14 protein-coding genes are annotated in these 12019 nt (G+C 59.1%); 12 read left to right on the top strand and 2 right to left on the bottom strand.

Annotated elements, in window-relative coordinates; all coding sequences use genetic code 11:
• Positions 1–98 precede the first annotated feature (98 nt).
• The 4 genes from nrfA (at position 99) to ACN0RV_RS14075 (ending at position 4430) form a co-directional block, all read left to right on the top strand.
• The gene (gene nrfA / locus ACN0RV_RS14090) at positions 99–1448 is read left to right on the top strand and encodes an ammonia-forming cytochrome c nitrite reductase (protein WP_417348466.1); all 1350 of its coding nucleotides are present in this window, start codon (positions 99–101) and stop codon (positions 1446–1448) included.
• A gap of 223 nt (positions 1449–1671) precedes the next feature.
• Positions 1672–2010 carry a P-II family nitrogen regulator gene (gene glnK, locus ACN0RV_RS14085; RefSeq protein WP_028109692.1) on the top strand — a complete coding sequence of 113 codons (339 nt, stop codon included), beginning with the start codon at positions 1672–1674 and terminating at the stop codon, positions 2008–2010.
• 12 nt (positions 2011–2022) lie between these two features.
• Positions 2023–3273, top strand: a complete 1251-nt coding sequence (locus ACN0RV_RS14080; RefSeq protein ID WP_417348463.1) for an ammonium transporter — start codon at positions 2023–2025, stop codon at positions 3271–3273.
• A gap of 212 nt (positions 3274–3485) precedes the next feature.
• Positions 3486–4430 carry a Dyp-type peroxidase gene (locus tag ACN0RV_RS14075; protein ID WP_417348461.1) on the top strand — a complete coding sequence of 315 codons (945 nt, stop codon included), beginning with the start codon at positions 3486–3488 and terminating at the stop codon, positions 4428–4430.
• Positions 4431–4491: 61 nt separating this feature from the next.
• Here the strand turns inward: ACN0RV_RS14075 and argR are convergent, their stop codons facing one another.
• Positions 4492–4962, bottom strand: a complete 471-nt coding sequence (gene argR / locus ACN0RV_RS14070) for a transcriptional regulator ArgR (RefSeq protein ID WP_028109695.1) — start codon at positions 4960–4962, stop codon at positions 4492–4494.
• Positions 4963–5173: 211 nt separating this feature from the next.
• Here argR and mdh point away from each other — a divergent pair, with 211 nt between their 5' ends.
• Positions 5174–6112, top strand: a complete 939-nt coding sequence (gene mdh / locus ACN0RV_RS14065) for a malate dehydrogenase (protein WP_417348459.1) — start codon at positions 5174–5176, stop codon at positions 6110–6112.
• Positions 6113–6203: 91 nt separating this feature from the next.
• Here mdh and ispB read toward each other — a convergent pair whose 3' ends face one another.
• Positions 6204–7172, bottom strand: coding sequence for an octaprenyl diphosphate synthase (gene ispB, locus ACN0RV_RS14060; protein WP_417348457.1), 969 nt, complete (start codon positions 7170–7172; stop codon positions 6204–6206).
• A 276-nt stretch (positions 7173–7448) separates the two neighbouring features.
• Between ispB and rplU the strand changes: the two genes are divergently transcribed.
• From rplU to ACN0RV_RS14025, 7 genes are all read left to right on the top strand, one after another.
• Positions 7449–7760 carry a 50S ribosomal protein L21 gene (rplU, locus tag ACN0RV_RS14055; protein WP_417348455.1) on the top strand — a complete coding sequence of 104 codons (312 nt, stop codon included), beginning with the start codon at positions 7449–7451 and terminating at the stop codon, positions 7758–7760.
• Between the two features lie 17 nt (positions 7761–7777).
• Positions 7778–8035: a 50S ribosomal protein L27 gene (gene rpmA / locus ACN0RV_RS14050; RefSeq protein ID WP_028109699.1), complete on the top strand. Its 258-nt coding sequence runs from the start codon at positions 7778–7780 to the stop codon at positions 8033–8035.
• A 125-nt stretch (positions 8036–8160) separates the two neighbouring features.
• Positions 8161–9327: an Obg family GTPase CgtA gene (gene cgtA / locus ACN0RV_RS14045; protein WP_417348453.1), complete on the top strand. Its 1167-nt coding sequence runs from the start codon at positions 8161–8163 to the stop codon at positions 9325–9327.
• 162 nt (positions 9328–9489) lie between these two features.
• On the top strand, positions 9490–10197 hold the full coding sequence (locus ACN0RV_RS14040) for a threonine/serine exporter family protein (protein WP_417348520.1): 708 nt from the start codon (positions 9490–9492) through the stop codon (positions 10195–10197).
• The gene (locus ACN0RV_RS14035; protein ID WP_417348451.1) at positions 10194–10655 is read left to right on the top strand and encodes a threonine/serine exporter family protein; all 462 of its coding nucleotides are present in this window, start codon (positions 10194–10196) and stop codon (positions 10653–10655) included. The genes ACN0RV_RS14040 and ACN0RV_RS14035 overlap by 4 nt, the downstream gene beginning before the upstream one ends.
• A 255-nt stretch (positions 10656–10910) precedes the next feature.
• A complete protein-coding gene (gene folA, locus ACN0RV_RS14030; protein ID WP_417348449.1) occupies positions 10911–11402 on the top strand; it encodes a type 3 dihydrofolate reductase in 492 nt (163 codons plus the stop codon).
• A gap of 127 nt (positions 11403–11529) precedes the next feature.
• Entirely contained in the window at positions 11530–11919 is a 390-nt protein-coding gene (locus ACN0RV_RS14025; RefSeq protein WP_417348447.1) for a DUF3718 domain-containing protein, read from the top strand.
• The last annotated feature ends 100 nt before the right edge of the window (positions 11920–12019 follow it).

Below are 12019 nucleotides of genomic sequence, written 5' to 3'. Positions count from 1 at the left end.
CGAACGACACTGAGCGGAGCTTGTCACTCCGGCCTCTCTGGTCGATACGCCTCGGTTGCCATCTAAAACAGCAATAATGGAGCGCAATCGTGAACAGGATGAAACTCATTGCAGCACTGTTGTGTCTGGTCGCACCTTTGGCCTCCGCCAAAGAGGTGACCGAAGCGGACAGCAGCAAATTCGCCAAATTCAAAAAACAACATGCCAGTTGGCAGCAGACCGAGGAGAGTAAGGAGCTGGTGGATGCGCTGGCCGAAGACCCCAGGCTGGTGGTGCTCTGGGCGGGCTACGGCTTCGCCAAGGATTACAACAAGGCCAGGGGGCACCACTACACCATCACCGACCTGCGCAACACCCTGCGTACCGGCGCCCCTACGGGCAAAGAGGATGGGCCCATGCCCATGGCCTGCTGGTCCTGTAAGAGTCCGGATGTGCCCAGGCTGATCGATACCCTGGGTGAGAAGGAGTATTTCCACGGAAAGTGGGCCAAGCGGGGTGACCAGATCACCAACGAGATCGGTTGTGGTAACTGCCACACCAACAAGGGCAAGCTGAGAATGTCGGTGCCCTTCGCCGAGCGTGGCTTTGCCGCCATCGGCATGGACTGGGAGTCCGCTTCCAAGTCTGACCGTCAGAACATGGTCTGTGCCCAGTGCCACGTGGAGTACTACTTCTCCAAGCCCGACATCATGGTGACCTTCCCCTGGAACAACGGCACCTCGGTGGAGGACATGGAGGCCTACTACGATGCCCTGGAGTTCAAGGACTGGACCCATGGAGTGTCCAAGGCGCCGATGCTGAAGGCCCAGCACCCCGGTTTCGAGACCGCCCGAACCGGCCCTCACGGTCGCAACAATGTCTCCTGTACCGATTGCCACATGCCTCGGGTGACCAATGCCGAGGGTAAGAAGTACACCGACCACAATGTGGGCAACCCCTTCGACCGCTTCGAGTTTACCTGTGGCAAGTGTCATGAGCAGGGCAAAGAGGAGCTGGAGAAGGTGGTGGCTGACTACAAGAAGATGGTGACCGACCTGAAGATTCAGGCGGAAGACCAGTTGGTCAAGGCCCACTTCGAAGCCAAGGCAGCCTGGGATGCGGGCGCTACCGAGGCGCAGATGAAGGACGCCCTGACCGCCATTCGCCATGCCCAGTGGCGTTGGGATTACGCCATTGCGTCTCACGGAGTGCACGCTCATAACCCGGCCGAGGCGATGCGGGTACTGGGTACCTCCCTGGAGCGCAGTGCCGAAGCCCGTGCCATGCTGGCCCGTATCCTGGCGGTGAACGGTGTGACTGCCGAGGTGAAGGTGCCGGACATCTCCACCAAGGCCAAGGCCCAGGCGGTGGTTGGGCTGGATATGGACAAACTCCGTGCCGACAAGGAGACCTTTAAGAAGACCCTGGTGCCCGAGTGGGACAAGAACTACCCGGGTAAGACCGAATAGTTGGTACCCCTTCATCCAAGCCCCGCCCGGTGCGGGGCTTTTTTGTGCGCATTTTTTGTGCACCAAAACAGGGCGAAGCCAGAATAAAAGTGCACCTAATGGTGCATGCTTAGTCAGTCTCAATTGCTCTGTTTTGGTTAAGTTGATGATTTAAAAGAACTATGAAACTTGGCACAGGAGTTGAAATAGCTATGCCATCAGCACTGGATGAGGGATTGGGAAGATGAAATTGGTAAGCGTCATTATCAAGCCGTTCAAACTGGACGATGTCCGGGAAGCGATTGCGGACCTGGGGGTGGATGGACTGACGGTCACCGAGGTAAAGGGGTTCGGCCGCCAGAAGGGCCACACCGAACTCTACCGCGGTGCCGAATACCAGGTGGACTTCCTGCCCAAGGTGAAACTGGAGATTGCCACCGCGGCCGACAAGGTGGACCACCTGATTGAGGTGATCAGCCAGGCGGCCCATACCGGCAAGATCGGCGACGGAAAAATCTTTGTATATGACCTCGAGCGGGCGGTGCGGATTCGTACCGGTGAACTCGACGCAGAAGCGATTTAAGGGGGACGAGAGATGGAAGAGTTAACCAAACTTGGCACCACGGTGTCTGAACTGAGATTTGCCCTGGACACCTTTTACTTCCTGATGTCCGGCGCCCTGGTGATGTGGATGGCGGCAGGGTTCGCCATGTTGGAGGCGGGCCTGGTCCGCTCCAAGAACACCACCGAGATCCTCACCAAGAACATCTGCCTCTACGCCATCGCCTGCGCCATGTTCCTGCTGGTGGGCTACAACATCATGTACGTGGACAACGTCGAAGCGGGTTGGCTGCCCAGCCTGGGCGGGTTGATTGGCACTCAGGCTTCTGACGCGGACCATGCCCTGGAGTCGGACTTCTTCTTCCAGGTGGTCTTTGTGGCGACCGCCATGTCCATCGTCTCTGGTGCCGTGGCGGAACGTATGAAATTGTGGGCATTTCTGGCTTTTGCTGTTGTCCTTACCGGCTTCATCTATCCAGTTGAGGGATATTGGACCTGGGGGGGTGGCTTTGTTTCTGAGCTGGGCTTTGTGGACTTCGCCGGTTCCGGCATCGTACACATGGCCGGTGCGGCAGCAGCAATCGCCGGGGTGCTCCTCTTAGGCGCCCGAAAGGGCAAGTACGGTGCCGATGGCAGCGTGCACCCCATCCCAGGTTCCAACATGCCGATGGCGACCCTGGGGACCTTCATCCTGTGGTTGGGCTGGTTCGGCTTCAACGGTGGCTCTCAGCTGATGGTGTCTGACGCCGAGAACGCCACCGCCGTGGCCAAGATCTTCGTCAACACCAACTCCGCCGCCGCCTTCGGTGCCATTGCGGCCCTGATTGTGTGCAAGTTGATGTGGGGCAAGGCGGATCTGACCATGATCCTCAACGGCGCCCTGGCTGGCCTGGTGGCCATCACTGCCGACCCGCTGTCGCCCTCTCTGGCCCTGGCCGCGGTGATCGGTCTGGTGTCCGGTGGCCTGGTGGTGTTCTCCATCGTCGGCATGGACAAGGTGAAGATCGACGATCCTGTGGGAGCGATTTCGGTACACGGTGTCTGCGGGCTGTTCGGCCTGATGGCGGTACCCCTGTCCAACAGCGACGCCAGCTTCGGCACCCAGGCTCTGGGCGCACTGATCATCTTCGCCTGGGTCTTCACCACCAGTCTGACGGTGTGGTACCTGCTGAAGAAGACCATGGGCATCCGGGTCACTGAAGAGGAGGAGTACCGCGGTATGGACATCGCGGACTGTGGCATCGACGCCTACCCTGAGTTTGTCACCGTCAAGGGAGCGAACTGAACTCCATAAAAACAACAACAACTCTCTCTACTGCAGTTGCGCCCTCCCTTGGAGGGCGCTTTTTTTATGAGTGGCTGATATTCATCCTTTTTCACTCAAGGCATGAGGCAGAGCAAGATCTCAGGTCCTGCCATGGGGCAGACTGATGGGCGGCGATTGCACCGTCGGTGATCGCCGGGTATTTTGTATTGTTATCGGAGTTCGGAGTCACCATGACCACAGACACAGGGAGCGCTATGCCTCGGGAGCAAGCAGGGGTATGTGCAGAGGGCAACCTTCACGGGTTGTATCTGCTGTTTAACGCAGAGGAGCAGGCGGAGCCCGCCCTGAGAGGGGTACTGGCAGAGATCGCCACCTGGTTGCAGGCCTCGGTGGATCAGAACGCGGACAGTGCCTTTAACGGCTTTGTGGCCGTGGGCGCCAACTACTGGGATACCCTCTACCCCGATGCCCGTCCTGACAAGCTGCGCCCCTTCCCCAGCTTCGAGCAGGATGACCGTAAGGCGCCGGTGCAGCCGGTGGACCTGTTTATCCACATTCGCTCCGATCGGGTGGACATCAACCATGTGGCCGCCATGGAGGTGTGTCACCGCCTCAAGGGACTGGTACAGCTGGTGGAGGAGGTGCGCAGCTTCCGTTACCTGGACAACCGGGACCTGACCGGCTTCGTGGACGGCACCGAGAACCCTCAGGGCGTGCACCGTCGTGAAGTGGCCCTGGTGGGGGACGAGGACACCTCCTTCCGTGGCGGCAGCTACATCCACATCCAGCGTTATCAGCACAACATGGATCGCTGGAACGGCATCAGCCTGAAGCAGCAGGAGGACACCATAGGCCGTACCAAGATGGAGAACGTCGAGTACGCCAGCCAGGACAAGCCCCTGACCTGCCACATCAAGCGCACCAACCTCAAGGACGACCAGGGCAAGTCCATGGAGATCCTGCGCCAGAGCATGCCTTACGGCACCATGAAGGAGCAGGGCCTGTTCTTCATCAGCTGCTGCAGCACCCCGGTTCACTTCGAGGCTCAGCTGAAATCGATGATCCACGGCGATGGCCATGGCCACTATGATCACCTGCTGAACTTTACCCAGGCGGTGACCGGTGCGGCGTTCTTTGCCCCCTCCCTGGACTTCATGGAGTCCGCTATCGGCTAAACAGACAGCCATGAAAAAGGCCCGCACAATGCGGGCCTTTCTTTGTCTCGGCTACAGAGCACTAGCCCTTGTAGTTGAACAGGTCCTTGACCGTCTGCAGCGCCTTATCGATGTTGTCCGCCTTGGTGGGGGCAATAAAGATGGTGTCGTCACCGGCGATGGTGCCCAGGATCCCCTCGGGCTTGCCGATGGAGTCCAGCAGGCGGGCGATCAGCTGGGCGGCGCCCGGGCTGGCCTTCACCACGATCATGGCACCGTTGTGGTCCACGTCCAGCACCAGGTTCTTCAGTGGGCTGGTGGCGGTGGGCACACCCAGTTCGGCGGGCAGGCAGTAGACCATCTCCTGCTTGGCGTTGCGGGTTCGGACGGCGCCGAACTTGCTCAGCATGCGTGACACCTTGGACTGGTTGATGGTGCTGAATCCGGCAGCCTGCAGGGCATTGACGATCTCGCCCTGGGAGCCAAAACGCTCCTCTTTCAGCAGGGATTTGAAAACGCGGATTAGCTCATCCTGATTGCGGGTCGACTTCATTCTGGCAGCTCGTTGTTTCTAGAGGGTTATTCATATTTTGCCTCTTTGCCTCTGGATAGGCAACTACAGGCCCGGAATGGCAGTGGAGCAGAGCTCGGGTTAAGGGTCAATAAGAGATTGGTAAAATTGCCTTTAAACCCGTGTTTGGGTATGGTGAGCGCAGACATTCAAACGCGATCCATGTCACATCAAAGGATAGATGGAGAACACCATGAAAGTAGCAGTACTCGGCGCGGCCGGCGGGATTGGCCAGGCTCTGGCTCTTTTGTTGAAACTGAACCTGCCCAAGGGCAGCGACCTGGCCCTGTATGACATCGCCCCGGTAACCCCAGGCGTTGCCGTGGACATCAGCCATATCCCCACCGCAGTGAACGCCAAGGGCTATGCGGGTGAAGATCCTACCCCTGCCCTGGAAGGTGCCGACGTGGTGCTGATCTCCGCCGGTGTGGCTCGTAAGCCCGGCATGGATCGTGCGGACCTGTTCAACGTGAACGCCGGCATCATCCGTAATCTGGTGGGCAAGGTGGCCGAAGTGGCGCCTAAGGCCTGCATCGGCGTGATCACCAACCCGGTGAACACCACAGTGGCCATCGCCGCCGAGGTGTTGAAGAACGCCGGTGTGTACGACAAGCGTCGTCTGTTCGGTGTCACCACCCTGGACGTGATCCGCTCCGAAACCTTCATTGCCGAAGCCAAGGGCCTGGCCCCTGAGCAGGTGAAGATCAACGTGATTGGCGGCCACAGCGGCGTGACCATTCTGCCTCTGCTGTCCCAGGTTGAGGGCGTGACCTTCTCCGATGAGGAAATCGCCTCCCTGACTCACCGCATCCAGAATGCGGGCACCGAGGTGGTGGAAGCCAAGGCCGGTGGCGGCAGTGCCACCCTGTCCATGGCCCAGGCGGCCTGCCGGTTCGGCACCTCCCTGGTGCGCGCCCTGCAGGGTGAGCAGGGTGTGGTGGAGTGCGCCTATGTGGAAGGCAATGGCGAGCACAGCCGCTTCTTCGCTCAACCGGTGCTGCTGGGCAGCGAGGGTGTGGCCGAGGTGCAGAGCTATGGCGCCCTGAGCGAGTTCGAACAGAAGGCTCTGGACGGCATGATGGAGACCCTGGTGGGTGACATCGACAAGGGCGAGGCCTTTGTGAACGGCTAAGCCGTCAGCCAGAGATTAAAAAGGCCCCAGTCGGGGCCTTTTTTGTCTCTGGCGCGTGGGGTCGTGAGCCAGCCCTATACCAATTGATCTGTTAGCTGCGGCGGTCCACGGCGATGCGGGCCAGGGACTCCAGGGCCACCTTGGCGTCGCTGGCCGGCAGAGGGGCCAGGGCGGCGATCGCCTTGTCCGCTTCCTCGTTGGCGCGCGCCATGGTGTACTCCAGGGCGCCACAATGGTTGAGGGCTGCCAGGATGGGGTCGATCTCCTCGGTACCGCCATTCTCGATGGCGGCGCGGATCAGCTGACGCTCCTCTTCGCTGCCTTTACCCATGGTGTAGATAAGGGGCAGGGTAGGCTTGCCCTCGGCCAGGTCATCGCCGATGTTCTTGCCCAGTTCGTCCGCTTCGGCGGTGTAATCCAGTACATCATCCACCAGCTGGAAGGCGGTGCCCAGGTAGCGACCGTAATCGGACAGCGCCTTCACAATCACCTCATCCTGATCGGCCACCACGGCCGCCAGACCGGTCGCCGCTTCGAACAGCTTGGCGGTCTTGCAGTAGATCACCTGCATGTAGCTCTCTTCGGTGGTGTCGGGATCGTTGCAGTTCATCAACTGCATCACTTCACCCTCGGCCAGCACGTTGGTGGCTTCCGCCAGGCCTTCCATCACCTCATGATTCTTCATGTCGGTCATCATCTGGAAGGAGCGGGTGTAGAGGAAGTCACCCACCAGCACGCTGGCCTGATTGCCGAACAGGGCGTTGGCGGTTTCCCGGCCGCGGCGCATGGTGGACTCGTCCACCACATCGTCGTGAAGCAGAGTGGAGGTGTGGATGAACTCGATGATGGCAGCCAGGCGGATATGGTTGTCCCCCTCGTAGCCTACGGATTGAGCGGCCAACAGAGTCAGCAACGGACGCATCCGTTTCCCGCCACCGTTGATGATATAGAAGGAGAGCTGGTTGATCAGGACAACATCAGAGTGGAGTTGCTCGTAGATCATCTGGTTGACCAACTTCATATCGTTGTCGGCCAAGTCTCGGATGGCGTTCAGGTCCATAATATATCCGGCTGTAGGCTGCCAAACTCGGCAGCTGTAAGTATAATGTGCACAGTATGGAAGCGAATTCTACCCAAATTCCACGAGCATAACAGCCGCATTTGCCCATTGATTGAGGTGTCGCTCAATTCGGCCAGATCCTTTCGCGATCTTTTTTATCGTGGGCCTTGCCTGTTTTGTGTCCTTGGCGTAGAATGCCCGGCCATTGTCAACAAGTTTTAAGCCACACCCTGACCCCAACATGGCGCGGTCGGCGTGTGAAGCGGAGTTTTTACTATGTACGCGGTTTTCCAAAGTGGTGGTAAGCAACACCGTGTTAGCGAAGGCCAGACTGTTCGTCTGGAGAAGCTAGACGTTGAAACCGGTAGCACCATTGAGTTCGATAAAGTTCTTCTGGTTGCTAACGGCGAAGACGTGAAGGTCGGTGTTCCTTACGTAGATGGCAGCAAGATTGTTGCTGAAGTTGTGACCCACGGTCGTGGCGATAAAGTTAAGATCGTCAAGTTCCGTCGTCGCAAGCACCACCGTAAGCAGATGGGCCACCGTCAGTGGTTCACTGAAGTTAAGATTACTGGCATCAACGCCTAATTACGGAGTAACGAGAAATGGCACATAAAAAAGCTGGCGGTTCTACTCGTAACGGCCGTGATTCAGAAAGCAAACGCCTTGGTGTTAAGCGCTACGGCGGCGAGTCTGTACTGGCAGGCAACATCATCGTTCGTCAGCGTGGCACCAAGTTCCACGCTGGTGACAACGTAGGCGTAGGCCGCGATCACACTCTGTTCGCCACCGCGAACGGCAAGGTGAAGTTCGAAGTGAAAGGCAAGCAAAACCGTAAATTCGTGAGCATCGTTGCCGAGTAATTCGTTCACCGAACGATCTGCAAGCCCCGCCATCGGCGGGGCTTTTTGCGTCCAAGGGGGGGAGGCGATCCCTGATGATCCCATCCTTGGTATACTATTAGCTGTTTTCCTGACGGGTTAGAGCGATGAAATTTGTAGATGAGGTGCTGATCCGGGTTGAAGCCGGAGACGGCGGCAGCGGCGTGGTGAGTTTCCGCCGTGAAAAATACATCCCCAAAGGGGGCCCGGACGGCGGTGATGGCGGCGATGGTGGCGATGTCTACCTGATCGCCGATGAGAACCTGAACACCCTCATCGACTACCGCTTTGAGCGTTGTCACCGTGCCACCCGGGGTTCCAATGGCGCCAGCGCCAACTGCACCGGCAAGCGGGGTGAGGACAAGGTCCTGTCCGTGCCCGTGGGCACCCGGGCGGTGGACTCCGACACCCAGGAGCTGATCGGCGACCTGACCAAGCATGGTCAGAAGCTGCTGGTGGCTAAGGGTGGCTACCACGGTCTGGGTAACACCAGATTCAAGAGCTCGGTCAACCGCACCCCGAGGCAGAAGACCCTGGGTACCCCAGGTGAGCACCGCGAACTGAAGCTGGAGCTGCTGCTGCTGGCGGATGTGGGGATGCTGGGTCTGCCCAACGCAGGTAAGTCGACCTTTATTCGGGCGGTGTCCGCTGCCAAGCCCAAGGTTGCCGACTACCCCTTCACCACCCTGGTGCCCAACCTGGGCGTGGTCCGGGCCAACGCCTCAGAGAGTTTCGTGGTGGCGGACATTCCTGGCTTGATCGAAGGGGCTGCCGACGGCGCCGGCCTGGGGGTTCGCTTCCTTAAGCACCTGGAGCGTTGTCGTGCCCTGGTGCATCTGGTTGACGTGGCACCCATTGATGAGAGCGATCCTGTGGAAGGGGCCAAGGCGATCATCAAGGAGCTGGAAACCTATTCGCCCAAGCTGGCGGCCAAACCCAGAATCCTGGTGCTGAACAAGCTGGATCTGGTGCTGGACGAAGAGAAGGATGAGTTGGTGCAGCGCATCGTCGACGGCCTGGAGTGGGACGGTGACGTGCGCACCATCAGTGCCCTGTCCCGGACCGGCACCGATGACCTGATCCAAGAGCTGATGGCGATGCTGCGCGATATGCCTCGTGAAGAGGAGCAGCAGAGTGACGAGGAAGAGGTGGAGTTCAAGTGGGAACACCACCATAAAGAGCAGATGGATCAGGCCGTTGTCGAAGAGGACGACGATGACTGGGATGACTGGGACGACGACGATTACGACGTCGAAGTGGTCTACCAGCGTTAATCTGAACAGTGAAAAAGGGGCTTCGTGCCCCTTTTTGCTGGCCGAAAAAGAGTATTATTCGAAGAATACACCTGTTTGTAAGACGTGTTTTTGGGGAGTCTGGGGTTGGAACTCGCTCAGCAGAATGAGATCACCCGGCTGGCGGTCAGAGCCGCTCAGCTGATGTTGGCCTGGGGGGCCGAGAGTGAACTGGTGGAAGACGTGGGCCAGCGCCTGGGGGTGGCCCTGGGCGTCGAGAGCGTGGAGCTGTCCATCTCCTCCACCTCCCTGGTGCTGACCACCCTTTACAAGCAGCGTTGTGTCACCACCACCCGTCGCCTGCGGGACCATGGCCTGAACATGGACATGGTGTGTGAAGTGCAGCGCATCTGCGTCATGACAGAGAAGGGCCTGCTGGATCTGGACCAGGTGGGCCGCAAGCTTCGTCAACTCAAACCCAAAACCTGGAACCGCTGGCTGGTGGTGGCGATCATCGGCCCCTCCTGCGGCAGTTTCGCCTACCTCTTCGGCGCTGACGATACTGCGGTGCTGCTGACGGTGCTGGCCTCCTGCATCGGCATGGTGGTGCGCCAGCAACTGGCCAAGGGCCACTTCAATCTGCTGATCAACTGGGCCGCCACCGCCTTCGTCACCACCCTGGTGGCCCGGTTGGCGGCCATGGTGTGGCCCACCCCGGACGCCGAGGTGGCCATGGCGGCGGCGGTGTTGATGCTGGTGCCCGGCTTTCCTCTGCTCAATGCCATCGCCGATATGGTCAAGGGCCACTATAACGTCGGCCTGGCCCGCTGGGGGCAGGCGACCCTGATGACCGCCTCCGCCGCCATCGGCATCACCCTGGCGATGCAATTGACCGGGATGGGGTGGATATGAACCTGCTGCAACTGGTGATCAACGGCGCCATCGCCGCCATCCCCGCGGTGGGCTTTGCCATGGTGTTCAACGTGCCCGGCCGTTTCCTGTGGCGCTGCGGCCTGGCCGGGGCGGTCGGTCACATGGTTCGCGGCCTGTGCATGACCTGGGGGGCCCCCATCGAGTGGGCCACCTTTGCGGCCTCGGTGACGGTCGGCTTCCTGTCGGTACGCTGGTCCAGGGAGACCCTGGCGCCGATGCAGCTGTTTGGGGTGGCCGCCATCATCCCCATGATCCCCGGTACCTTTGCCTTTAACACCGTCATTGGCCTGGTGGAGATGAGCGCTCTGGGAGTGACGGCGGAGAGCCTGATGCCCGTGGTGTACAACGCCCTGAAGACCCTGTTTATCCTGGGAGCCCTGAGCGTGGGGCTGGCGATGCCCGGCCTCATCTGGTACCGGAACAAACCCATTATCTAAGGCATGTTGACCTTTGCTGAATGTTTTTGCTTCAGCATCTGGTACTTGTGGCATTAAGATGCAGGGAGTCCGCTGCAGCAGAGCGGTCACTCTGGAAGATGGCAGCGCCCTTCGGGGCCGGACTGACGACAACCACTCAGCGTTGTTCGACTTCAACATAACACCACTATGTCTGCAGTCGAACGCCTTGATTGATTGCCGTCATCCTCGGCCAAAGACTAAACACCAAAGATAAACACGCCCTAGGAACTACGGATGCGCCTTTCCATGATTGCCTGCATGGCCTTTGATCGGGTCATTGGCAAAGAGAACCAGATGCCCTGGCATCTGCCCGCCGATCTGAAACACTTCAAAGCCGTCACCATGGGAAAGCCAGTGGTGATGGGGCGCCGCACCTTCGACTCCATCGGCCGCCCCCTGCCTGGACGCCACAATGTGGTGATCTCCCGCAACCCGGCGTATCAGCCCGAGGGCGTGACCCGGGTGGCCAGCATCGATGAGGCCCTGGCACTGCTGGACCACGAGGAGGAGGTGATGATCATCGGCGGCGGTCAACTCTACGCCAGCCTGTTGCCGAAGGCGGACCGGCTCTACCTGACCCTGGCCCAGCTGCAAGTGGAGGGGGACACCCGCTTTCCCGATTATCAGCAGCTGCAGTGGCGTGAACTGGAGCGCCAGATCAGGCCCGCCGATGAGGCCAATGCCTGTGAGCTCCACTTCGTCACCCTGGAGCGGGTGTACGACTGAGTCACATTCCTAACCTCTTGTTATGGTTCCATATGCTCCCGGTTTGCATCGTTAAGCATCTGGGGTAAGCTGTCGCTGTTACCCTATGTAAATCTTTTAATAACGATAAGTAACAAGGAGTGGTGCGATGAAGACCCATCTGAGTCTGGCGGTGGCGGCAGCCCTGGTTGTGAACATGGCTTGGACACCGCAGGTTCAGGCGAACGACCAACTGATCGCCAACATCTGCCAGTACGTGCACGATGACAACAAAAGCCGGCTGCGCAAGAAGCTGAAAGAGTCCAATGTTAAGGTACGCAACATCTACGACGGCATTCGCTGCAACGGTGAAACCATGATCCGCAGTGCCATTACCAACAACGCCAACGACGTGGGCGTATTCCTGGTGAAGCGTCTGTCCGCCAAGAGCCTGCAAAAACCTGAGTTTGACGGTAAGACGGTGCTGGACTGGGCCACCTCCAATGGCCACGACGGCTCTCAGATCGTCGGCGCCATCCGCGAGCGTATCGGCGGCTAGTTCCCGATGACCCGTCCTAAAATACGTTGACGGTTTTTGACTAAGCCAGTTGTCAGTGACAACTGGCTTTTCTATGCACCTCTTCCGGTGTTTTCATTCC

The sequence above is a fragment of the Ferrimonas sp. genome (assembly GCF_048263965.1).
Taxonomy (GTDB): domain Bacteria; phylum Pseudomonadota; class Gammaproteobacteria; order Enterobacterales; family Shewanellaceae; genus Ferrimonas.
The sequence above is the reverse complement of the archived record's forward strand: the minus strand, read 5'-3'. Positions and strand labels throughout refer to the sequence as shown.

What these genes read in the sequence shown, in the direction of transcription:
- argR (WP_028109695.1), bottom strand. Translation starts at nt 4,962, where the DNA reads ATGAAGTCGACCCGCAATCAGGATGAGCTAATCCGCGTTTTCAAATCC.
- nrfA (WP_417348466.1), top strand. Translation starts at nt 99, where the DNA reads ATGAAACTCATTGCAGCACTGTTGTGTCTGGTCGCACCTTTGGCCTCC.
- folA (WP_417348449.1), top strand. Translation starts at nt 10,911, where the DNA reads ATGCGCCTTTCCATGATTGCCTGCATGGCCTTTGATCGGGTCATTGGC.
- cgtA (WP_417348453.1), top strand. Translation starts at nt 8,161, where the DNA reads ATGAAATTTGTAGATGAGGTGCTGATCCGGGTTGAAGCCGGAGACGGC.
- rpmA (WP_028109699.1), top strand. Translation starts at nt 7,778, where the DNA reads ATGGCACATAAAAAAGCTGGCGGTTCTACTCGTAACGGCCGTGATTCA.
- rplU (WP_417348455.1), top strand. Translation starts at nt 7,449, where the DNA reads ATGTACGCGGTTTTCCAAAGTGGTGGTAAGCAACACCGTGTTAGCGAA.
- ispB (WP_417348457.1), bottom strand. Translation starts at nt 7,172, where the DNA reads ATGGACCTGAACGCCATCCGAGACTTGGCCGACAACGATATGAAGTTG.
- ACN0RV_RS14080 (WP_417348463.1), top strand. Translation starts at nt 2,023, where the DNA reads ATGGAAGAGTTAACCAAACTTGGCACCACGGTGTCTGAACTGAGATTT.
- ACN0RV_RS14035 (WP_417348451.1), top strand. Translation starts at nt 10,194, where the DNA reads ATGAACCTGCTGCAACTGGTGATCAACGGCGCCATCGCCGCCATCCCC.
- ACN0RV_RS14040 (WP_417348520.1), top strand. Translation starts at nt 9,490, where the DNA reads ATGTTGGCCTGGGGGGCCGAGAGTGAACTGGTGGAAGACGTGGGCCAG.
- ACN0RV_RS14075 (WP_417348461.1), top strand. Translation starts at nt 3,486, where the DNA reads ATGACCACAGACACAGGGAGCGCTATGCCTCGGGAGCAAGCAGGGGTA.
- mdh (WP_417348459.1), top strand. Translation starts at nt 5,174, where the DNA reads ATGAAAGTAGCAGTACTCGGCGCGGCCGGCGGGATTGGCCAGGCTCTG.
- glnK (WP_028109692.1), top strand. Translation starts at nt 1,672, where the DNA reads ATGAAATTGGTAAGCGTCATTATCAAGCCGTTCAAACTGGACGATGTC.
- ACN0RV_RS14025 (WP_417348447.1), top strand. Translation starts at nt 11,530, where the DNA reads ATGAAGACCCATCTGAGTCTGGCGGTGGCGGCAGCCCTGGTTGTGAAC.